The organism is Halalkalibaculum sp. DA384, assembly GCF_043951955.1.
In the GTDB taxonomy this organism is placed as follows: Bacteria; Bacteroidota; Rhodothermia; order Balneolales; family Balneolaceae; genus JAMQKA01.
Genome location: NZ_JBINJE010000010.1, coordinates 1 through 22,036, shown reverse-complemented (window position 1 = coordinate 22,036; position 22,036 = coordinate 1). Strand labels below are relative to the sequence as shown.

Annotated in this window: 17 protein-coding genes; 13 read left to right on the top strand and 4 right to left on the bottom strand. The window is 50.2% G+C overall.

Going from position 1 to position 22,036, the window contains the following annotated elements; translation table 11 throughout:
- Positions 1-165 precede the first annotated feature (165 nt).
- From lpdA to ACG2E4_RS07515, 8 genes are all read left to right on the top strand, one after another.
- Positions 166-1,587 carry a dihydrolipoyl dehydrogenase gene (lpdA, locus tag ACG2E4_RS07550; RefSeq protein WP_395276174.1) on the top strand — a complete coding sequence of 474 codons (1,422 nt, stop codon included), beginning with the start codon at positions 166-168 and terminating at the stop codon, positions 1,585-1,587.
- Positions 1,588-1,656: 69 nt separating this feature from the next.
- Complete coding sequence (locus ACG2E4_RS07545; RefSeq protein ID WP_395257482.1) at positions 1,657-2,052, top strand: GxxExxY protein; 396 nt, start codon at positions 1,657-1,659, stop codon at positions 2,050-2,052.
- Positions 2,053-2,098: 46 nt separating this feature from the next.
- The gene (gene lipB, locus ACG2E4_RS07540) at positions 2,099-2,866 is read left to right on the top strand and encodes a lipoyl(octanoyl) transferase LipB (protein ID WP_395276173.1); all 768 of its coding nucleotides are present in this window, start codon (positions 2,099-2,101) and stop codon (positions 2,864-2,866) included.
- Positions 2,867-2,871: 5 nt separating this feature from the next.
- Positions 2,872-3,750, top strand: a complete 879-nt coding sequence (gene lipA, locus ACG2E4_RS07535; protein WP_395276172.1) for a lipoyl synthase — start codon at positions 2,872-2,874, stop codon at positions 3,748-3,750.
- A 230-nt stretch (positions 3,751-3,980) separates the two neighbouring features.
- A complete protein-coding gene (gene plsY, locus ACG2E4_RS07530) occupies positions 3,981-4,685 on the top strand; it encodes a glycerol-3-phosphate 1-O-acyltransferase PlsY (RefSeq protein WP_395257476.1) in 705 nt (234 codons plus the stop codon).
- Positions 4,682-5,692, top strand: coding sequence for an NAD(P)H-dependent glycerol-3-phosphate dehydrogenase (locus ACG2E4_RS07525; RefSeq protein WP_395257474.1), 1,011 nt, complete (start codon positions 4,682-4,684; stop codon positions 5,690-5,692). Before plsY ends, ACG2E4_RS07525 begins: the two co-directional genes overlap by 4 nt.
- A 142-nt stretch (positions 5,693-5,834) precedes the next feature.
- Positions 5,835-6,518, top strand: a complete 684-nt coding sequence (locus tag ACG2E4_RS07520; RefSeq protein WP_395257472.1) for a helix-turn-helix domain-containing protein — start codon at positions 5,835-5,837, stop codon at positions 6,516-6,518.
- Between the two features lie 18 nt (positions 6,519-6,536).
- Positions 6,537-6,992 carry a HesB/IscA family protein gene (locus tag ACG2E4_RS07515; RefSeq protein ID WP_395257470.1) on the top strand — a complete coding sequence of 152 codons (456 nt, stop codon included), beginning with the start codon at positions 6,537-6,539 and terminating at the stop codon, positions 6,990-6,992.
- Positions 6,993-7,087: 95 nt separating this feature from the next.
- Here the strand turns inward: ACG2E4_RS07515 and ACG2E4_RS07510 are convergent, their stop codons facing one another.
- On the bottom strand, positions 7,088-8,287 hold the full coding sequence (locus ACG2E4_RS07510; protein ID WP_395276171.1) for an alpha/beta hydrolase family protein: 1,200 nt from the start codon (positions 8,285-8,287) through the stop codon (positions 7,088-7,090).
- 688 nt (positions 8,288-8,975) lie between these two features.
- Here ACG2E4_RS07510 and ACG2E4_RS07505 point away from each other — a divergent pair.
- The 3 genes from ACG2E4_RS07505 to ACG2E4_RS07495 are packed head-to-tail and all read left to right on the top strand — an operon-like array spanning position 8,976 to position 15,712.
- On the top strand, positions 8,976-12,152 hold the full coding sequence (locus tag ACG2E4_RS07505; RefSeq protein WP_395276170.1) for a SusC/RagA family TonB-linked outer membrane protein: 3,177 nt from the start codon (positions 8,976-8,978) through the stop codon (positions 12,150-12,152).
- A gap of 32 nt (positions 12,153-12,184) precedes the next feature.
- Complete coding sequence (locus ACG2E4_RS07500; RefSeq protein ID WP_395276169.1) at positions 12,185-13,645, top strand: SusD/RagB family nutrient-binding outer membrane lipoprotein; 1,461 nt, start codon at positions 12,185-12,187, stop codon at positions 13,643-13,645.
- A 48-nt stretch (positions 13,646-13,693) separates the two neighbouring features.
- Complete coding sequence (locus ACG2E4_RS07495) at positions 13,694-15,712, top strand: hypothetical protein (protein WP_395276168.1); 2,019 nt, start codon at positions 13,694-13,696, stop codon at positions 15,710-15,712.
- Positions 15,713-15,776: 64 nt separating this feature from the next.
- Here the strand turns inward: ACG2E4_RS07495 and ACG2E4_RS07490 are convergent, their stop codons facing one another.
- On the bottom strand, positions 15,777-17,525 hold the full coding sequence (locus ACG2E4_RS07490) for a DUF2339 domain-containing protein (RefSeq protein WP_395276167.1): 1,749 nt from the start codon (positions 17,523-17,525) through the stop codon (positions 15,777-15,779).
- A 386-nt stretch (positions 17,526-17,911) separates the two neighbouring features.
- Between ACG2E4_RS07490 and ACG2E4_RS07485 the strand changes: the two genes are divergently transcribed.
- Positions 17,912-18,919, top strand: coding sequence for a YhdH/YhfP family quinone oxidoreductase (locus ACG2E4_RS07485; protein WP_395276166.1), 1,008 nt, complete (start codon positions 17,912-17,914; stop codon positions 18,917-18,919).
- A gap of 6 nt (positions 18,920-18,925) precedes the next feature.
- Here ACG2E4_RS07485 and ACG2E4_RS07480 read toward each other — a convergent pair whose 3' ends face one another.
- A complete protein-coding gene (locus ACG2E4_RS07480) occupies positions 18,926-19,390 on the bottom strand; it encodes a response regulator (protein WP_395257456.1) in 465 nt (154 codons plus the stop codon).
- Between the two features lie 188 nt (positions 19,391-19,578).
- Between ACG2E4_RS07480 and ACG2E4_RS07475 the strand changes: the two genes are divergently transcribed.
- On the top strand, positions 19,579-20,565 hold the full coding sequence (locus ACG2E4_RS07475) for an endonuclease/exonuclease/phosphatase family protein (RefSeq protein WP_395257454.1): 987 nt from the start codon (positions 19,579-19,581) through the stop codon (positions 20,563-20,565).
- A gap of 38 nt (positions 20,566-20,603) precedes the next feature.
- On the opposite strand, the gene ACG2E4_RS07470 is transcribed toward ACG2E4_RS07475, so the two are convergent.
- Entirely contained in the window at positions 20,604-20,834 is a 231-nt protein-coding gene (locus tag ACG2E4_RS07470) for a hypothetical protein (RefSeq protein WP_395257452.1), read from the bottom strand.
- Between the last annotated feature and the right edge of the window lie 1,202 nt (positions 20,835-22,036).

The window sequence follows — 22,036 nt, the reverse complement described above, 5'->3', positions numbered from 1 at the left end:
CACTCACCACTCAAGCTCCAAGACCCATCAGCCACGACCACGCTTATATCTCTCCACGAAAAACACTATATTCCTATCCGTTTTTGATGCTGTCGTTCAATCAGCTGAATCGTTCTGTTTGATAAGATTTTTAATACAACCATTAAACCCTGATAAAAGAGTATTATGGCTAAAGAATTTGATATCTGCGTAATAGGATCTGGTCCCGGCGGTTATGTAGCTGCCATTCGTGCATCGCAACTGGGATTTAACACGGCAATCGTGGAGAAGCGGCATCTCGGCGGTGTCTGTTTGAATATTGGCTGCATTCCCACAAAAGCCCTGCTGCGCTCGGCCGAGGTGTATGAAAATATTGAGCACGCCGGTAATTATGGCGTAGAGGTCAAAGACTATTCTGCAGATTTTGGCGGCATCATTGACCGGAGCCGCAACGTGGCTAACAAAATGAGCAAGGGCGTTCAGTTTTTGATGAAGGCCAACAAAATTGAGGTATTCGAGGGTAAGGGCGTCTTTGAATCACAAGATCAGATCAAGGTCGTTGACGAAGACGATGAGACCAGGGAACAGATCAAAGCCGACAAATTTATTATCGCCACCGGAGCCCGCCCGCGCGAGCTGCCCAACATACCGATCGACGGCGAGCTGGTGATCGACTCCGAAAAGGCGATGAAGCTGGAAGAGCAACCCGAAAAGCTGGTGATTATAGGCGCCGGGGCCATCGGCGTTGAGTTTGCATACTTCTACCATACCCTCGGCACCGAAGTGACTATCGTGGAGCTGGAGGATTCGCTGGTGCCCGTTGAAGACAAGGATATTGGCAAGGAGCTGGGCAAGATCTACAAGAAAAAAGGCATGGATATCCGCACCGGCAGCACCGTGGAAGCCGTTGAAGAGAAAGGCGATGGCGTGGAAGTGACTATTAAGTCGGGTGACAAGGAAGAGAAAGTGGAAGCCGATGTGGTGCTTTCTGCTGTAGGCGTAACTGGAAACGTTGAAGGCATCGGACTGGACGAAATCGGTGTGAAGTATGAAAAAGGCGCCATCGGAGTGGACAAGGAGACCTATCAAACCTCGGTTGAAAATATCTACGCGATCGGCGATGTGGCCGGCCCACCGTGGCTTGCTCACAAAGCTACGCATGAAGGCATTCTCTGCGTGGAAAACCTGGCCGGTGAGGAGGTACATCCCATGAATTACAACAACATTCCGGGTTGTACATACTGTGAGCCGCAGATTGCTTCTGTTGGATACACCGAAGAGCAGGCCAAAGAAGAAGGCTACGATGTCCTGGTTGGTAAGTTTCCGTTCTCCGCCAGCGGTAAAGCCACGGCCTATGGACACGAGGAAGGCTTCGTAAAAGTGGTCTTTGATGAGAAGTACGGCGAATGGCTGGGCTGCCATATGATCGGCGCCAACGTGACGGAGCTGATTGCTGAAGCTGTCGTGGCCCGCGATCTTGAGACCACAGGCCACGAAATCATCCACGGCGTGCACCCGCACCCCACGCTTTCCGAGTCCGTAATGGAGGCTGTAGCCGAGGCGTATAAAGTTGGTGTGCACTTAGGTACGCAACCGAGCAGGAAGTAAAGTTTCACGCAGAGTCGCTAAGGCGCAGAGAAATTTTGGTTAGTTTATTTTAATCAAGTTGCCATTCCAATGTCTGAGATTAGCTCCAAACCGGAGAATTATCTTTCAGGCATTATTGTGGATACTTGTTTTCATATTCACACAGAGTTGGGACCGGGACTCCTTGAATCGGTGTACGAGGAAATCTTGTTCTATGAATTACGAAAGCAAAATATGGCAGTGCAGCGCCAACAACCGATCCCGGTAGTCTGGGATGATATTAATATGGAGCTGGGTTTTCGTGCCGATTTGATTGTCGAGAACAAAGTGCTTGTAGAACTAAAATCTGTAAAAGATTTAGCTGATCTTCACTACAAGCAGGTATTGACGTATTTGAAGTTGACAAACCTCAAACTTGGTCTGTTAATAAATTTCAATGAAAAGCTTATAAAAAACGGCATTAAGCGTGTCGTAAATAATCTGTAAACTTTGATCTTTGCGCCTCCGCGTCTCTGCGAGAAAATAAACTACCATGCCAACCATCCAACTACACGATATCGGCACCGCTCCCTACCAGCCCGTTTGGGATCTGCAGGCCGCTATTCAGCAGCGACTGGTGGATGAGAAGCTGAAGCGCCGCAAGCAGAAACTCTACAAGCCGGGGGATGAGCCCAACGATGTGCTGCTGTTCGTGGAACATCCCCATGTCTATACCCTCGGCAAGAGCGGGGATTCCACCCACCTCCTTAAAGGGATGGCCGAGCTCTCCGACATCGATGCGGAATACGTGGAGATCGACCGCGGCGGGGACATTACCTACCACGGGCCGGGCCAGATCGTCGGTTACCCGATCCTTGACCTGGATCGCTACTTCACCGATATCCACAAGTACCTGCGCTACCTGGAGGAGGTCGTTATCCGCACCTGCGCGGACTATGGCATTGAGGCCGGGCGCATCGAGGGACTGACCGGCGTGTGGGTGGGGGATAAAAAGATCTGTGCCATGGGCATCAAGTGCTCGCGCTGGGTGACGATGCACGGTTTTGCGTTCAATGTGCATACCGATCTCAGTTATTTCCAACATATTGTGCCATGTGGTATCACCGACAAGGAGGTGACCAGTCTCGAAAAACTGTTGGAACAGGTGCCAGATCCCGCTGAAGTCAAAAAAAAGCTTGTCACCCATTTCGAAAACGTATTCGATGCCGTGATTGTTAAAGATGGCACATTGCCTGAACTCGAAGGACAATTTTCATATCTTACAGCATCCGAAAAAAAGGCTGTATCTAACCAAGAATGAATTCCATGATTAAAGAGCTAAATGTCATAGACCGCGAAGAGAGTACCCAGCGACGCCCGGACTGGCTGCGCGTGAAGCTGCCCTCCGGAGAGAAGTTTAAGCAGGTGGCTGACACGATCCAGAAGAATTCACTGAATACGGTCTGTGCAGAGGCTCGCTGTCCCAATATTGGTGAATGCTGGGGCAACGGAACGGCCACATTTATGATTTTGGGCGATGTTTGCACCCGTTCCTGCTCCTTTTGCGCCGTCAAAACCGGCCGCCCGGTGCAGGGGCTCGACTGGGATGAACCTCGCCGCGTGACCGATGCAGCCAAAAAGATGGATCTGAAGCATGTCGTCATTACATCTGTAAACCGCGATGAGCGCGACGACGGCGGCGCTCCCATTTTTGCCGAGTGCCACCGCATGCTGCGCGAAGAAATTCCGGGCGTAACCATCGAGTCGCTCATTCCCGATTTCCGCGGTGTCTGGGACGCCCTGCAGATTGTGATCGATACCCCGCCCGATGTATTGAGCCACAACCTGGAGACCGTGCCGAGATTGTACCGCGAGGTTCGTCCCCAGGCCAAATACAAGCGGTCTCTGGAACTCCTGCAGCGCGTAAAAGAGGCAGGCCTGCGATCCAAAACCGGTATTATGGTGGGTCTGGGAGAACGACCTGAAGAAGTACACGAGCTGATGCAGGATTGCGTTGACTACGGGGTGGATGTGCTAACCATCGGCCAGTATATGCAGCCTACGAAGATGCACCATCCCGTGGAAGAATGGGTACATCCCGACCAGTTCAAGGAGTATAAGCGGATTGGTGAAAAAATGGGACTCGAACACGTGGAAAGTGGGCCGCTTGTCCGCTCATCCTACCATGCGGAGCGCCATGTGTAAAAAAGTGAGGGTCTTTTCTGTTATCTGTCGGGCAGAGGATTAGAATAGGATCGGGGGGAAATCCGTTACTGAAGGAGAAACGCCGATAGTTAGCTCACGGGCCGGCTCAGTTGGAGCATGATCAGGCAGAGTATATATGTTGGCGGATCCGGCTGCCGGATGTTGAAATTGATAAAGCAGGTTGTCGGGAAGTCGTAAGTTCAACAGATACCTTAAAAAATAAATAACGTATGTTAGCACTTGCGGTAGTAGTCATATTGAGTTACCTGGTGGGTTCGATCCCTTCATCTATATGGATGGGCCGGCTGGTGAAAGGAGTCGATATTCGGAATTTTGGCAGCGGTAACGCCGGGGCTACCAATACATTTCGCCTGTTGGGATGGAAGCCGGGGGTGGTTGTGCTGTTAATCGATTTTATGAAAGGATTTGCCAGTTCGTTTTGGATCAGTCAGCTTGCCTATTTTATTGGGTCTGGTCCCATTTCCGTGATCCCCAACTGGAGTGTAGACCCATTTCTACAAATTCTATGTGGAGTGGTGGCTGTTGTCGGGCATATGTTCCCCCTTTATTCCAGCTTTGACGGCGGAAAGGGGATGGCCACAGCGGCCGGGATGCTCAGCGGTATTGAGCCGATCTCCGTCGGCATAACGGCGGGTGTATTCCTGGTTGTCATGTTGGTCAGCCACTACGTATCACTGGCTTCTCTTGTAGCCGCATTTATCTATCCCATCATGCTGGTTATACTCCGGTACTTGTTCGGATGGCCCCTGGATGGCAGTATTTTAATATTCGGGGCCCTGATCGGTTTGGGAATCATAATAAAGCACCGCGGTAATATCCGGCGTCTCCTGAAGGGAGAAGAAAACCGGATCAGCTCCTTCAAGCCCGCGGTCGGATGGTTGAACAAGGATGAAAAAGGGCAGGCCACATCGTGAAGAAAGTCTCTGTAATCGGGGCCGGCAGTTTTGGAACTGCCCTGTCGGTGGTTCTGGCACGTGCGGGGAATGATGTGCAACTGTGGGCACGCGAATCGAAAATTGCCTATGCAATAAATCAGAATCACCGGAATCCCACCTACATACCGGATGTGACCCTTCCTGATTCCGTGGTATGCTACACAAACCTTGAAGAGTGCCTGCATAAACGCGATATGATTGTCTTCGCAACCCCCTCACACGCCATGCGGGAGGTGGCGAAAAGGGTGAAAAGTCATCTTTCCGGCGATGAGATTATCGTCAGCGTGGCCAAGGGCATTGAGAACGATACGTTTATGACGATGTCACAGGTGCTGGACCAGGTGCTGGAGGGGGTCATCATCCAGGACCATATCGGGGTGATTTCAGGTCCCAGTCACGCCGAGGAGGTCAGCAAGTTTCGGCCCACTACGGTCGTCTCCACCTCCTATTCGAAACGAACGGCCGGGATCATTCAGGAAACCTTTATGACCCCGATGTTTCGTGTTTACCTGAACTATGATATCATCGGGGTGGAGGTCGGCGGGTCGGTAAAAAATATTATGGCAATTGCAGCGGGCGTCATTGACGGGGCAAAACTCGGAGATAATGCCAAGGCGGCATTGATCACCCGTGGGCTCCACGAGATAAAACGGCTGGGGATGACGCTGGGAGCGTCGCAGGACACGTTTTCTGGCCTGACAGGAGTGGGAGACCTGATTGTAACCTGTACCAGCGAACACAGCCGGAACCGTTTTGTGGGGTACCAGATCGGGCAGGGCAAAAAGCTGGATGAGATTGTTGACAGCATGGAAATGATTGCGGAGGGCGTGCGAACGACCCGTTCTGTACACGACTGGAGCCGCAAGCTGAATATTGAAATGCCGATCACCGATGCCGTATTCCGGGTTCTTTTTGAAGGTGAAAATCCCGAAGATATCCTGTACGATCTGATGACGCGGGATCCCAAAGAGGAGATCGTTATATAAATATCCTGCCTCTGGGTGTACTATTCCCGGTGGCGAGCCGTTGAATCGGGTGAGCGTGGAAGCAAATGTTTGGCTCATGGTTTTGTCAAAAACTTTGTTAATTTAGTGAAGGTAACAGGCTAATCGTATTAATTGAGTGGCTATGTACTTTGAGAAATCCAGCGCGGCTACCCAATCGGAAATGTCCTATCTTGACGTTAAAAATCTTGCACAAACAGGCGAAGGCAAGTTTCTGGAATTCAAGCGTACAATACCTTCGGCCGAAAAGATCGCCCGAGAAATTGCTGCGTTCGCCAATACAAAAGGGGGAACCCTGCTCATTGGCGTAGACGACGACAAATCGATTGTGGGCGTGGAGGGCTACCACGAAGAGGAGTTCCTGCTTAACCGGGCCACCCGCGAAATATGTCTGCCGCCCGTGGAAATAAGCATTGAAGTTGTACACTTCGGAGAACGGGACCTGCTTGTGATTAAAGTGCCCGAAGCCAAAAATAAACCGATTTTTGTGCAGCACAAGAAGAGGAAAACGGTCTATGTCAGGAAGGGTGACCAGAATAAAGTGGCCAGCCGCGAGCTTGTGGCCGTCATGAAAAACAGGCATTCCGACGAAGGCGTTACCTTTCAGTACGGTCCCAATGAGCAGAAATTATTTCGCTATCTGAATGAATATGGAGAAATTACGGTTGAGAAGTTTTCTCACCTGATTGATGTGCAGTCAGGGAAAGCCTCCGGTATTTTGGTGAATTTAGTCAGTGCCGGGGTGCTCAACTTGTTTACAAAAGACAATATTGATTACTTTACGTTTTCCCAAAAGTGTGAATCCTGAATTTTCCAACTTAGAGTTATGCCAGCAGCACAAGACGATGATTTAGATTCCGTAATTGCGGATTTAGTGGATGATGATGTATCTGATGAGCAAACCGAGGAATCGGCATTTTCAGGTATTGATACTTCCAAAACCACCACCAAAGGGCCCAAGGTTTCACTTACCGAACGGGCGGCCCGTCAGGTCAACAGGATTAAGAAAGATGAAGGGCTGGATGAGGATCTCTACCTGCGAATGGCCGTCGAGGGGGGAGGCTGCTCCGGGTTAAGCTACAAGCTGGGGTTTGATTACAAATCGGACGACGACCAGGTATTTGAAAGCAACGGTATCGAAATTATTGTGGACAAGAAACACCTGATGTACCTGGAAGGCATTTCCATCGACTATCCAGACGGACTCGATGCGCGCGGCTTTACCTTCGATAACCCCAACGCCGAGGAAACCTGCGGCTGCGGCAGTTCGTTTGCGACGTAATGTAGCCTCCCGTACTTCAATTTCACCAGGAAATCGGTTCGTGCCTGTCCTCACTGCAGCTGCCTTTATCAGATGAATGCCAAGAGTTATTGAGGCTATTCCAGTCCAAAGTAATGGTTCGAAAAATGGAGGAACTGCTGCCAGTCATACAGGGTCAAATCGTGTTCGCCTTTTCGAATGTGGTAGCCTGCGTGAGAGGTGTGAACGGGTGTATTCTCATCGGGCAGCTCAGGCGGTAAAAAGATCGGGATGCCATAAATTTGCTGATAGACCCGGGATCCGTGGAACAGGGACAGGTATTCCCCGCGTGGATCAGCCCACTGGTCTTCCTGGGCACTGGCAACGTACACCGCCCGGGGAGCGATCAGGGCGATGAGCATATGTTGGTCTACCGGCAAGGCAGACTCATTATCGTTGTAAGTATTAAAGTTGGGAGTAAACCAGTAGGGGAAACCGCTGTTGATGCGCTGTACCGTTTCCCCGAACCTGCGCCGGGAAAGGGCCGCTCCGCCGGCACCGGATTCATTGGAGACCGTGACAGCCCATCTGAAATCCTGTGCGCCGGCCCACAACGCGGTTTTTCCTCCCCTGGAGTGCCCAACCAGCACCGACCGTTCCTGGTCAAGCTCTGGAGCCCGGACGATGTAATCCATCACCCGCATGGCTCCCCATGCCCAGGCTGAAATGGTTCGCATGCCACTCTTTTTCTCCAGCTGTTCGGGATACAAGGTCTTCAACAGGTCCTCATCGTAGGTTTCGGGATTGTCATCGGAAAGGTCCTCAACATCAAAAACGGCTGCGGCGTATCCCTGTTTAACGATGTATTCAGCTGGCCAAAAATCTTTTTTTACCTGCCGGGCTATATCCATGTTTTCGGGACCCCGGTGATTGATGAGTACTGTTACGGGGACTGGGGACTGTACGTCGTTGGGAATGAGCAGGTTTAGTCCAATACAGATGCTTTTCCCCTTGCGGCCGACTGTTATCTGCACCTGCCGAGCGGTGGCTGACCCATTGAGCGCTTCAGGATTGGAACTGACGGTGCTAAATTCGATAGAGTCGAAATGGTCTGGAGCCTGCCCGTAAACGTGCTCTTCAAAAAGCTCAATAATTTCCACACGCCGATTAAACTCCCACTCGTTTGTGGTTTCTGCAAGCGTTCCTTCAGAGGTTGTAAAGAGGTCCGGCAGGGTATAATCCGGGACGTTGGATTCATCATAATTGGTCTCCTGACCCTGTGCGATTTGAAAAGAACAAAGGCATATCAAGAGCGCGATCCAGCGAAATTGAGTCATAAGTTGATCGGTATTGTTAGCTGTTACTGGTTGGATTTCATATCCCGACATTCCTGAAGCATGAGAATCGGGTAAGTGACCGGCGGGCTCCGGCACTTTCCAAAAGATTGTACCCTGTCATATTATCCACCGGCGACCATTAAATTTTATGACCGCTTTTCATCAGGTAATAATAGTCTATAACAACCACCATTTCCAGCCGGGCAACCAGTTGTTGTGTAAAGAGTGCCGGTGAAGAAAATAAAAGCATAACTACGAGCTCGGTTGGCGTAAATAATTTTCCCTAAAAAGATATTTAAATTAAATAATTAAGTCATATAAATTTAATTGACTAAATAATTTTGATTATTTGAAAAATAAACCAGTATATTTCAACCGTATTGAAAAAGGCACGGTTCCGTGCTTAAAAAAGGCAACAAACTCTTAACGCTAACAGCGTAATAATCAAAAAAGAAAGGCCGAAAGTGTGGTAGCACTTCCGGCCGTAATAAACAGATCAGGTCACTATACATGGTATTGTACAACTCTTCTTCTCAGAAGAGAACGTGTGCCTTTTCTGCTTTTCTAATAAAAGCTAACATTTTTTGTCATGAAAATAAATACGTTTCTCCCCTCATCCCCTGTTAAAATCCTTTCAAGATTAATTGGAGCTGTTTTCTACGCCATTGCTGCGCTAATTTTCACGACTGTGACTTCTGACCTGCTTTTGGCCCAGGGTCGCACGATTGAAGGACAAGTCCTTTCCGCAGATTCAGAAGAGGCACTTCCCGGTGTTAATATTACGATTAAAGATGGAACCGGAGGCACCACTAGTGATGCCGAGGGAATGTTTTCATTGTCTGTTGACAGCGAAAACAGGGTGCTTGTATTCTCTTTTATCGGATATGAGAAACAGGAAATTACCGTTGGTTCGAGCAATTTTATTGAGGTATCGCTTCGCCCCAGTGCCCAGGCCTTATCCGGCGTGGTAGTGACTGCCCTGGGAGTAGAGCGGGAAGAAAAGTCGCTTGGCTACTCGGTACAGGAAATTGAGGCCGAAAATTTGGCGGATGCCCGTGAAACCAACTTTGTCAACAGCCTGCAGGGATCGGTTTCCGGGGCGCAAATGGTGGGTTCGCCCGGAACCATGGGGGGATCCTCCCGTATTTTGCTGAGGGGGATCAACTCCATATCGGGCAGTAATCAGCCGCTGTTTATTGTCGATGGAGTGCCGATAGACAACTCGAACTTTAACAGTGCGTTAACCCAGTCGGGTGAAGGAGGAGCCCCGGATTACGGCAACGCCGCCCAGGATATCAATCCCAGCGATATCGAGTCTATCTCAGTCTTAAAAGGTCCCAATGCCGCCGCCCTGTACGGTTCAAGGGCCGCAAACGGTGCCATTTTAATCACCACAAAAAGCGGAGAGGCACGCGAAGGAATCGGTATCGATTTCAGCTCCAGTATCATGGTTGACCGGCCGTACCTGTTTCCCAACTATCAAAACAGCTACGGCGGTGGATACGTGCGCGAATTTGACGTTTTCGAGTATGATCCGACGCTGCACCCGTCAAGTTATGCGGAGTTCGATGGTCACCGTATGGTGGACTACTCCTCGGATGAAAGCTGGGGTCCAGAACTGGATGGCCAGATGGTCCGTCCCTGGCACAGCTGGTACCCGGATAATGAAAGCTTCGGGCAGCTGGAACCCTTCAGTGCCAACCCTGATAACATCCGGAATTTTTTCCAGGATGCCGCAAAACTTTCCAACAGCATCTCCTTTTACGGGGGTGGGGAAAACGCAACCTACCGGGCCTCATATACCAATCTAAATCAGCGGGGGACCCTGCCCAACAGCGGTATCAACAGGCACAACGTGGCGCTCAGCGGAAGGCTGGATCTGACCGACAGGTTGCACGTATCCTCGAAGATCAATTACATAAGTAACAGGGCAGAGGGCCGCGCCTCGGTGGGCGACTACAGCGGAACCGGGCGAATGGGCGTGATGTCCTCTTTTAATACCTGGTTCCAGCGCCAGCTTGAAATGGATCAACTGCGGGACTACCAGGCGGACGACGCCTCATTTAAGCACTGGAACCTGTCAAGTCCCACCAATCTCGATCCCTTTTACTGGGTAAGTCCCTATTTCGAGGTCTATGAAAATACAAACAACGACAGCAGGGAACGGGTCTACGGTTTTCTGTCCCTGTCGTATGATATACGGGAAAATCTGAGCATAACCGGCTGGGCTCGCACCGATTTTTATGATGACCGGAGAGAGCGCAGGGTGGCCGTTGGGCACGTCAATCCGAGCATGTACAGCCAGGATATTATCTCCAAAAGAGAGGATAACCTGCAGGTATTGACAGAATACAATAATGACTACGGGGATGTTACGCTCGGCGCCACCCTGGGAGGAAATATCAGGAACGAGTCATTGCACCACGAGCAGATGGAGACCATTGGCGGACTTACTGTCCCCAACTTCTACAATATCGAAGCCTCGGTTGATCGACCATTTCTTGATGATTATGAGGAGGAGGTCCTGGTATACGGGGTGTTTGGAAGTACGAACATCGGCTACAAGGAGACACTGTTTTTGGATGCTTCCCTGAGAAATGACTGGTCTTCCACATTGCCGGTTGACAACAACTCATATCTCTACCCGGCCCTTTCATCCAGCATTGTTTTTACGGAGTTGCTTCCGATGAACAAGTTTTTGAGTTACGGGAAATTGCGTGTTGGGTGGGCACAAGTTGGAAATGCCACCGATCCATACCGGTTAAGCGGGTATTATGAACCCCAAACCGGGTACGGGAGCACCCCCACATTTAATGTCCCAGACATCCTCAACAATTCCGAACTAAAGCCGGAGATCACCACATCAACAGAAATCGGGACAAGCCTTGAATTTTTTAGTGGCAGCGTGGAACTGGATGCTACGGTATACCAGACAAGATCGAGGAACCAAATTGTGGATCTGGCTGTCTCCACCACCAGCGGGTACTCCGCGGCGATCATAAATGCGGGAGAAATAAAAAACCAGGGTATAGAGGTCTCACTGAACGGGTTCATCATCACCAATCCCAATGGGTTAAACTGGAATTTGAAACTAAACTGGGCGCGCAATCAAAATGAGGTGGTAGAGCTGGCCCAGGGACAGGAAAATTATCAGCTGGTTGATGCCAGTTCGGGGAATGGCGTCTCCCTGAACGCACGGGTGGGAGAGCCCTACGGTACGCTCATCGGAGACGGGGTCGCCACCAATGAAAATGGAGAGAAGCTGATTGACGAGAACGGCTTATATGTCCGCGAGCCCAATAAAGTGCTGGGCAATGTGCTGGCTGATTTTACCGGTGGCGTCCGAAATACCTTTAAGGTCAAAGGTTTGAGGCTAAGCGCGCTGGTGGACTACCAGGTGGGCGGTGATATCTTTTCCGTAACCAGTGCCACCGGTATATACGCGGGCTTGCTGGAGGAAACTGTGGGTTTTAACGACAAGGGTAATCCCATTCGAGACCCGGTCAGCGAAGGGGGAGGGATCAAGCTGGAGGGAGTCAAACAAAATGGGCAGGCCAACGATGTGTATGTCGAAGCGATCGACTATTTCAAAAACATGTTTGAAGGCCAGCATATCTATGACGCCAGCTTTATCAAGCTGCGGGAGGTGACGATCAACTACACGCTGCCCCAGCGGTTGCTGGAAAACCTCCCGATGCGGGATCTTTCTGTGGGACTCGTCGGCCGAAACCTGTTGATTTTGCACAAAAACATACCCCACGTAGATCCCGAAACGGCCATGGGATCCGGCAATATTCAGGGGTATGAGTCGGCCCAGCTTCCCACGCCCCGGTCCATAGGCTTCAATATCAAAACCTCCTTTTAATCGTCAATCGATAATCCAGGAATATCAATATTATGAAGAAGTTAACCTCTGTTCTGTTTGTTTTAGCAGCTTCCATCGCATTGTATGGTTGTTACGACCATTTCGAAGAGATCAACACCGATCCCAACAATCCCACCGAAGTCCCCACCCCGTACCTGCTGGCCAACGCCCAGCGAGAATTGGTACAGGAGGTGCTTGGCATGGACTCCAATACAGGGCATACCAACTGGGCGATGCAGTATGTACAATACTGGTCAAATACCCTGTACACGGAAACCACCCGCTACCAGACCGTCGAAGCGGACTGGAGTTCCTTCTATAATGAAGGGTTGGCCGACCTGCAGGAGATTATCAATATAAACAGCGATCCGGAACGGATGGGAAAAGCCAGCCAGTACGGGAGCAACAGTAATCAAATTGCAGTTGCAGAGATTTTACAGGTGTGGGGTTTCCACAATGTCACCGACATCTGGGGCGATGTGCCGTATACCGATGCACTGAAAGCCAGTGAAAATTTCGCCCCGTCCTACGATCGTCAGGAAGAGATCTACGACCATATGATTGGCAAATTAAACAGTGCCATTTCCAGGATTGAAGAGAGTGAACGAGCCCCGGAGGGCGACCTTATTTTCGAGGGGAATATGTCCAACTGGAAGACATTTGCCCACTCCCTGAAACTGCGGCTGGGGATGCGACTGTCGGAGGTAGCACCGGCCAAAGCAGAACAGGTTGTCAGCGAAGCGGTGCAGGGAGGAGTCATAAGTTCCATAGAAGTGAACGTGTATTTCCCTTACCTGACCTCTTCGCCCAACTTTAACCCGTGGTACCATGAAGCGTATGTGGAAGGGGGCAGTTTCAACCTGGCGGTAACGAATACGGCTATTGACAGGTTGAAAGCGTATGACGATCCCCGGCTGTATGTTTTTGCCGCTCCTTCTGTGGATGGTGGCGAGTACACGGGCATCCCCTATGGGGTGGAGTCAGGCGTGGCCTCGGCTTATGACAACGCAGAAGTTTCGTTCCACACCGACGTGGTATACAACTCTCCCGGCAGAATCATGAACTATTCCGAAGTGCTGCTGCTGCAGGCGGAGGCCGCCGAGCGCGACTGGATCAGCGGTGATGCCGCCACATTTTATGAGCAGGGTATCCGTGCCAGCATGGAGGAGTGGAGTGTGCCCGACACGTTCGATATCGATGCCTACCTGCAACAAAACATCGTGGCCTACGATCCCGCCTCGTACAGGCAAAAAATCGGCAACCAGCTCTGGTTTGCCCTCTATACACAGCCACTCGAAACGTGGGCCGAATGGAGGCGGCTGGGATATCCCGACCTGCAACCCGCCCCTGATGCTTTTCGGGGACGCGATATCCCACGCCGCCGAGGATACCCGAATAGCGAAAGTGATCTGAACAGAGAGAACTACAACGCCGCCATAGACCGGCAGGGTCCGGACGAAATGTCAACCCGCATCTGGTGGGATTCAGAATAAGCCTAACCAACATTCCAGCAATCCATTAATCAACTAATAAATTTTATCATGAATAATTCCATTGTAAGCAGATCAATTATTACAACAGTATTCATTTTCGTGTGCGTGTACCTGAGTGCGGCACAGGAAAGCGTGGAGCGCTACAAGCATCCCCTTGATCCCCTTAATGCCCGGGAACTTCAGACGGTGCGATCTGTGCTGGAGGAGGAAGGCAAGGTGGAAAGCAAGCGGATTGAAAATCACGAAGTGGCTTTTGGGATGATATTCCTTCATGAACCGCATAAAGAGGAAGTCCTTCAGTATAAAGAGGGAGAGGAGTTTACCCGGCAGGCATTTGCCTCGGTCTACGACTATCCCAACAACAAGCTATACGAGGCGATAATTGACTTGAACACCGAGCAGCTTGTCTCCTACAAACATATTCCCGGCAAACAACCGGTCGGTACGTTTGAGATGGATTCAATTGCTACAGAAATTGCCAGGGCCGATCCCGAGATGCAGGAGGCGCTGAAAAGGCGCGGAGTACCGATCGATTCTGTGGAATTCAGTGGCAATTATGCGGCGGATTTGAGCATCAACGGGAAAGGAAATCGTGAAGAGATCGTCTCCGCCTCGTTCAAGGACTCGCGCGTGGGGATCAGGGGATTGTATGCCCACATCGATTTAACCGATCGAAAGGTGCTTAAAATAGTTGACGAGGGCGAAGGATTCAGCGAAAAGTCGGATCTCAAATATTTTGATCCCGACAGCCTCGAGTCCACGCTGGAGCCGATGAAGCCGGTGATTATCGATCAGCCATACGGGATGAACTACAAAATCCGCGGCCACCAGGTGATCTCCCCCTATTGGAAGTTCCGGTACGGCATACACAACCGCGAGGGACTCGTGATCTACGATGTCCAGTATTTTGATCCATTCCAGAAAAATTGGCGCAAAATCATGTACCGGGGTTCCATCGCCGAAATGATCGTAAATTACGGTTCGCCGGAGCTCGATGAAGCCTCGAACAACTACTTTGACCAGGGGGAATTCCGCTTTTTCCAGGAGAAAAACCGCCCGCTGAACGCCGGCGCCGACGCCCCCGAAAATGCCACCTACATCGATGCCTGGGTACATGACGACAAGGCTAATCCCGTAAAAATTGACAGTGCCGTAGCGATTTTTGAAGGATACGGGGGAGCCCTGTGGCGCCACGGGAAAGTGGGCAGACGCGCCACCGATCTCTCTATTAAATACTACATCAAAGCGGGAAACTATGATTACGGTTTTGAATGGATTTTCAAGGAGGACGGGACGATTCAGGTAAACAATGAACTGCAGGGTATTGTGCATATCCACAGCGTGGACCGACAAGATGATCGCTCATACCCGGAAGACGAGCACTACAACGGCGCCCCGTACGGGGTGACGGTTCATCCCAATGTGGAAGCCAACAACCACCAGCACTGGCACGTGTGGCGCCTCGATCTGGACGTGGATGGTATCAACAACACGGTGGAAGAGAAAAACAATATCGCCGTGCCGCCGGGCCCGAAAAATCCGTATCGCAATGCGGTGGTGGCCCAGACCGACGTCTTTGAAAATGAGCACGACGCGATGCGAGACTCCCATGCTCCCAGCAGCCGCCGGTGGCGAATTATGAATGATGACAAAGAGGGGGGAAAGTATGGGCATCACCCGGGCTACGTGTTGGTCCCCAAGAAAGGGACGGTTCCCCTGGCGCGGGAAGGGTCTTCACTTTCGAACCGGGCGAAAGTCCTGTGGCACCATCTCTGGGTAACGCCCTATGAACGGGACGAAATGTACCCTGCCGGTATGTACCCGCCCAGCGACCAGCAGTTTGCGGGACTGCCGGAGTGGACGAAGAACAACCGGAATATCAGGGATGAGGACATTGTCGTGTGGTACGTCATGGGCAAGTCGCACATCGTTCGCCCTGAAGACTGGCCGATCATGAATCACGCTTCCATGTCGTTCAAACTCACACCGTGGGCCTTCTTTGAATCGAATCCGGTATGGGGCAAACCCCCGGTTCATGAAAAGATAATCGAGAGCATGAGGGATTAAACCTGATGCCGCCAATAACGATCGGTACTGACCTGCCAGGCGTTGAAAACCTGGCAGGTCTTATTTATTTCGTTCCCCCCCACCGTTTATGCAGCAGGTAGCTGACCACCAGAAATACGACGCCAAACCCGATAAAGAGTAAAATCCGCAGCAGCGTACTTATTTGAGACAGGTCGACTAAAAACAGCTTGCCGACTACTAAAAAGATGGTGGCCATTCCAGCAAACCGAATGCGGTTGCTCTCCTGCCGGAACCCCAGGAATAGAATAAGCAGGGCATAGATACCCCATGCCACACTCACGAACGCCTGCCCGTTCTGCAGAATCGAGAGCTCCTTCATAAACCAGCCCAGCAGGGCAAGATGAGCGGCAAGGCGGTATACCGAGACCAGGTTTTTATGTTTGTCGGTAAGATACGGGGGAACCATTATCCCGGCTATACCTATAATAAACAGCTCTGTTAAAGCATCAAGATTCAGGATCGGGAGATCGGAACCAGGGGTTATCATCAGCCGGTCGGCCACCCAAACCACGACCAGGCCGAACAGGAAGTGAGAAGACAGGGATATGACGGTATCCGCAGTTTTGGAGGCAATAATACGCAGGCAGAGCGCCTCCAGTGCCAGTGAGATGAGCAGAACCTCTCCATCAAGCAGCAGAACCAGTGCTATGGTGACAAGGATCAGTGCGGTGAATCCGTGGACGAGCGAAAGCCTGTTGAGCCCCTCTTTTCTCAAGGGTAAATAACTATATCCGACAAGAAGAGCACTGATAAGAGCGATGATTCCCCGGATTTCATCGCTTAACGTCCAGAGCCCGAAGGAATAAAAGAGCAGGAGTGTCGGGGTGGCTACGGAAAGTGCCTGGACACTGGTATTTGCGATGAAGTCTGAAGATTCACCTGTATTGGACCTGACCCTGTGAGCATCGGGCCATCGGGCCGGATTTCGGAAGGCAAGCACCTCGCGAATAACGGGTATAATCCAGAATATGAGGGCGGCGTAAAGCGCCCCGAGCTGAAGCGTCCAGCGGTCGCCCGTTAATGGATCAGCAACACTGTAAATATTGTTCGCCCACCCGACCATCAAGACCAGCCAGCCCCCGGTGACAGCAGCCCAGAGCAGCGATTTCCACCCCTTCGCCAGGTATATTGTGCCGGAGCCTGCCAGGATAAGCGCAAAATAAAGGATGAGCATGACCAGTGAACCTTCCCCCGAATAGAGCATAAAGGGAGTTGCCAGTCCCCCGAGAGTACCCAGAACCGATAGAATGATTTCGTCGTGCTGGATGGCCAGGTAAAGCGCAAGCAGGGTAACGCCTACCATAAATATCCACACAGCACTGGTGGAGACAAAGGAATATAGCTGAAAGGTGGCAAATCCGGTGATATAAAAAGTGGCGACTCCGCCCCCCAGCAAAATTTGTCGTGGAACAGTGTTTTTTCCGGAGACAAATCCGGCTCCCAACAGGCTGCCCCCCACGGCCAGACCAAACGCGCTGCGGACCGGTGGAATCAGCCAGCCCTGGTCAACCGAATACTTAAACAGGAATCCCACGCCCAGCAGCAGCAGACCGATGCCAAGCCAGTTCAGCCAGTTTTCACCGACGGGGATGCTTCCCTCGTCCCGGCGATACCGTTTACCAGGTGGTTCCGTTTCCTCAAATTCGAGGTCAGGCTCTTGCGGGGTATGTACTTGTCGCTGATCTTTATCCCTGATCTCTGCCTGGTGCAGAGCCTGCTCCAGAAACCGGACCTTCTTTTCCAGCCGGGTTACGCGTTCCTCCAGGTTATCTGTATGTTCTTCCTCTGGCATAGAAGTGATGTGATCCCACCGACTCAAATTATGTCAGCTGCGCTGGCTGTTAACTGTACTGGCCTGTCAAAACAGGTCAACTAATATAACATCTGACGCTTTCTTTTCTAGATAAAATTATTTTGTTCCGGAAAACCACCCGGATTTTATGGAGTCCCAGCTGAGATAAAAAGGAGATTGGAAAAAACAGCACGGTTTGATAACCTGTTTTATATACCGTGAACAGTGTTTTTAGAAGGCCTTGGCAATTTTTCGATTTGTCGTCGTGAGGGAGTTGTGCTCCCGCTTGACACCCAATAAGGTCGGTGGTACAACCACCTCCCAGCAAAACAGAATGTTTGACAAAGGCCTCGAAAAAGAAGGATTAATAAATTTATCAGGACAATATGGGTAGTCGTACTTTTCAGGCGTATGTGGTCCGGTTGAATGACAAAGGAGAATATGTAGGTGAAATAAAGACGAGGCGCGTTGCGGATCTTCCCAGGCACGATCTGCTTGTTCGCGTTCATTATTCGTCGGTCAACTACAAAGATGCCCTTTCTGCGACGGGTCATCAGGGAGTGACCCGTTCCTACCCGCATACGCCCGGAATCGACGCGGCGGGTGTTATCGAGCACAGCGATGACCGGCGCTTCAGGGAGGGGGAGAAGGTAATCGTCACAAGTTTTGGCTTGGGAGAAGATACCCCGGGCGGGTTTGGCCAGTATATCCGGGTACCCGCCGACTGGATTGTGCCGCTGCCCGCTCACCTTTCACTGAGGGAGAGCATGATACTGGGAACAGCTGGATTTACAGCGGCTCTGGGGATATACAAGCTACAGCACAACGGCACTTTCCCCGAAAATGGACCTGTATTGGTGACGGGAGCCACCGGGGGCGTGGGGAGCCTGGCGGTAGCAATCCTGGCCCATGCGGGCTATACTGTGACCGCTGCCACGGGTAAACAGGATCAACAACAATTCCTGAAGAAACTGGGAGCCGAAAATATAATCTCCAGGAAGGAAGTGCAGGCCGAATCCGACAAGTCACTGCTCAGTGCCCGCTGGGCCGGGGTTGTGGATACGGTTGGGGGAATCATGCTGGATACGGCGATACGACAGGCCAAACAAAACGGCACAGTCACCTGTTGCGGCAATATTCTGGGAGCTGAACTGAATACCAATATCTATCCCTTCATTCTACGGGGCGTGAGCCTGATGGGAATCGACTCGGGGCGATGCCTGATGCCACTGCGCAAAAGAATATGGCGCTACCTGAGCACCCGCTGGAAGATTTCTCAGCTCGACAGCGTGGCACGCGAGATTTCACTGCAGGAGGTAGGGGATGAGATAAAAAAAATCCTTCGCGGCGATCAAACCGGAAGGATTGTGGTAAACCTTAACATAGGCAAATAAATGCAGCTAGGCTGATTTATTTATGATATGTTGGTCATGGGAACTTAGATTCTTGATACTTCGATCCCCGGTTACCGATTCGCCGTTTTGGATAAAGGCCTTCTCGAGGGGGCCTGCCAAATCGGCGCTGGAAATAGGCTTAACCAGGTAATCCGTAAAGCCGGTTTGCTTGGCGCGCTCATAGTTATAACGGTCGGAGTTGCCGGATAAGTAGATAACGGGGACGTCAGAAATCCTCCTGATTTTTTTCATCGCTTCAATCCCATCCATCTCACCTTTTAAAATGATATCCATCAATATAAGATCGGGCTCAAGCTCGATGAACTTCTCAATCGCTTCTTCACCGCTGACGGTTTTGCCCACTACCTTGTGACCTAGCTTTTCGATGAGTCGTTCTTCCACCAGCGAAAGAAGCATGTCGTCTTCAACAATGAGAATTCGTTTCCGGGAATCTGTATTCGTTTGTTCCATATCTACCACCAGTTGTTATCTGCTTGTGTTTGGCAACGCGCTCTGCTTTTCAAGCATTAAAATTTCTTAACTTTAAAGTATTAAAAAAAATTAATGTTGCAAAGTGTTACTTTGGGTTCTTGTTTTTATATAGAGCTTTTCTAAAGCTGCCTGCCAAGAATCCGCATTTTAAATATGAGGAGAGTCGGATGAACAGATACCATGTTAGCTGGTGGAATGTAGAAAACCTGTTCGACGTACAGGATACGCCCTCACGACCGGCCTATCTGAATGACAGGTTGAACCATGAACTGCAGGGATGGAATCAGCAGGTGCTGGAACAGAAGCTTTCTCAACTTGCACGCATCATCATTCAGCTCAATGATGGAGAGGGACCCGATCTCCTGGGATTGTGCGAGGTCGAAAATGAGAATGTACTCAATCAGCTGCTGGGAAAACTGGCTCCCCTGAATCGGAATTATAAGGTGGCGCACCACAACACTGCCGATAACAGGGGGATCGATATCGCTTTTATATACGATGCAGATCTGTTCACAAAGGAAGAACAATTCAACTATGTTGTCCTCAAACGAAGTGCCACCCGCGATATCTTCCAGGTAAATATGAGAACCAGGAGTGGAAATGAAATCATCTTTATAGGAAATCACTGGCCCTCCAGAAGTGGAGGAAAATACCCGTCAGAACCCTTCCGGATGATGGCCGCTGAAACGCTCAGCTACTGGATGGAGCGGATATATGAAATCCGGGGAAGCGATACACCTGTAATAATTATGGGTGACTTCAACGACCAGTGTTTCAACCGTTCGATAACGGAATATGCCCTGGCTACCAACTCTGTACAAAAGGTAATCAATGCGCGGAGTCCCCGCCTTTTTAACCTGATGTGGCCGATAGATGGAACGGGACAGGGGACGTTCTACTACGACAACTTTCCACTGGTGATAGACCAGTTTATGCTCTCCAAGGGATTGTTCCTGGGTTCTGCGCCAATTCGGCCGGGCACCTACCCGGATGGCAACCTGGCAAAAATAGATCTGTTTAAAGAGATGGTGAGCGATGGCGATTATAGAGATCCCATCCGGTTCGGGCGCCCTTCAGGCAGTAGCTTTAATCCCCACAGCGGATACAGCGATCATTACCCCATCTCAATGATACTCCTTGAAAAGCAGGATTAACGTAGCAGCGGCAATAAAGTGTGCTGCCTGCAGGCAGACTACAACCACGGCAGGCATTTAAATGGTCCAAAAATAGTATTCCGGATAATACTGTACCCGGTATTCTCCCCGCTGCTTGTTATGATGTTGCCATTGTGAATCTTGTAGCCGGTAAACTGCCCGTTCGTGTTGATAATTGCGTTGCCTTCGATTCGGGTGTTGGTAAAGCCACAGGAGTCGCAAATTTCTCCCTTTTCTTTGATAAAATACCCCGTATAGATCTGAGACATGGTTCTGTTATTTGGAACGAATTAAATTGAATTCGAGCACCATAGTATTTGCAGATGATTTTGGGAGAAATGTAACCTGGATTTTTCAAACCTTCTGTAGGGGAGAGGAGCACAGGTTTGTAAGTGCAGGTATGAAAAAGAGAGAGCTTTTACAAAACCGTTGTTCCTGGATTTTTCACCAAGAAATTTGTTTTGCAGCAAGGCAAAAGGGAAATGGCCGCGCAGAGGTACCGTTGTACGTTGAGCCGGTGATGTTCCCTTTAAAACAGTTGAGAGGGAACATATCCCAGCGCTTTATACCCTGTCAACCCAAAAGGTCGGTAAAATATGGCGTAAGGTACTGCCTGCCATCAGGCTGCATGAGTTTTTCATAAATTGCCGTGAGAAATACGGGTTGTTTTGTGACAGGCTGTACATCCTGGGATTACCATGGGCGCACTTTTCCCGGTGTATTTGTAACGTCTCCATAAAAAACCCCGGCAGCCGTCAGGCGACCAGGGATAGGCTCTCATTTAGAATTGAAGTTTATCGAAATCGTTGATTAACACTCCAAATTGAGAGAGCATAAATTAAAATGATCAGGCAGATGGTCAGCCAAGTGTATTGCGCCGGGGTTAGTTCCATCTTTTTAAGTTGTTTTGGACTGTATGTAAGTCACAGCCGTCGTTTCCGTCTGAAGATGATACATGACTAATATGGAAAGGAGCGGGATTAAATTCTCAAATATTAGAAAAAATTAATCCTAATATTGTTGAAACGACAAAATTGGTCAAGTGGTGGAGGGATGGGGCGTGGCCATTATTGTAGAGGCCTTTGCAAAACCCCAATATGCTCGTTCTGAGGGAGTTGTACTCCCCCTTTATGAGCTGGTCGGTGGTACACAACCACCTCCCAACTAAGCATCAGGTTCTGAAGAGAACTCCACTACATATTTGCATACTAATAGCTGTTGGAATTAGACAGGCTGTTTAGCTATACAAAAACAATTTCCAGGTGAATTACAGCAAACTGCAGTATAAGGCGAAAGATTTCGGATCTTTCCTCTTTTATTTATTTCAGGAGTATTCCCAATTGTACCCAAAATTGTACCCCTTAAGGGGGAAAAGGGAGGAAATGGCTGTTCCTTTTTGTTCCTTTCCGTTCCTTTTTATTCCTTCGTTGTGCGCGGAAAAGAAACAAAAAAAGGCCATTAAAACGCCTGA

What these genes read in the sequence shown, in the direction of transcription:
- lpdA (WP_395276174.1), top strand. Translation starts at nt 166, where the DNA reads ATGGCTAAAGAATTTGATATCTGCGTAATAGGATCTGGTCCCGGCGGT.
- ACG2E4_RS07545 (WP_395257482.1), top strand. Translation starts at nt 1,657, where the DNA reads ATGTCTGAGATTAGCTCCAAACCGGAGAATTATCTTTCAGGCATTATT.
- lipB (WP_395276173.1), top strand. Translation starts at nt 2,099, where the DNA reads ATGCCAACCATCCAACTACACGATATCGGCACCGCTCCCTACCAGCCC.
- lipA (WP_395276172.1), top strand. Translation starts at nt 2,872, where the DNA reads ATGATTAAAGAGCTAAATGTCATAGACCGCGAAGAGAGTACCCAGCGA.
- plsY (WP_395257476.1), top strand. Translation starts at nt 3,981, where the DNA reads ATGTTAGCACTTGCGGTAGTAGTCATATTGAGTTACCTGGTGGGTTCG.
- ACG2E4_RS07520 (WP_395257472.1), top strand. Translation starts at nt 5,835, where the DNA reads ATGTACTTTGAGAAATCCAGCGCGGCTACCCAATCGGAAATGTCCTAT.
- ACG2E4_RS07515 (WP_395257470.1), top strand. Translation starts at nt 6,537, where the DNA reads ATGCCAGCAGCACAAGACGATGATTTAGATTCCGTAATTGCGGATTTA.
- ACG2E4_RS07510 (WP_395276171.1), bottom strand. Translation starts at nt 8,287, where the DNA reads ATGACTCAATTTCGCTGGATCGCGCTCTTGATATGCCTTTGTTCTTTT.
- ACG2E4_RS07500 (WP_395276169.1), top strand. Translation starts at nt 12,185, where the DNA reads ATGAAGAAGTTAACCTCTGTTCTGTTTGTTTTAGCAGCTTCCATCGCA.
- ACG2E4_RS07495 (WP_395276168.1), top strand. Translation starts at nt 13,694, where the DNA reads ATGAATAATTCCATTGTAAGCAGATCAATTATTACAACAGTATTCATT.
- ACG2E4_RS07490 (WP_395276167.1), bottom strand. Translation starts at nt 17,525, where the DNA reads ATGCCAGAGGAAGAACATACAGATAACCTGGAGGAACGCGTAACCCGG.
- ACG2E4_RS07485 (WP_395276166.1), top strand. Translation starts at nt 17,912, where the DNA reads ATGGGTAGTCGTACTTTTCAGGCGTATGTGGTCCGGTTGAATGACAAA.
- ACG2E4_RS07480 (WP_395257456.1), bottom strand. Translation starts at nt 19,390, where the DNA reads ATGGAACAAACGAATACAGATTCCCGGAAACGAATTCTCATTGTTGAA.
- ACG2E4_RS07475 (WP_395257454.1), top strand. Translation starts at nt 19,579, where the DNA reads ATGAACAGATACCATGTTAGCTGGTGGAATGTAGAAAACCTGTTCGAC.
- ACG2E4_RS07470 (WP_395257452.1), bottom strand. Translation starts at nt 20,834, where the DNA reads ATGTCTCAGATCTATACGGGGTATTTTATCAAAGAAAAGGGAGAAATT.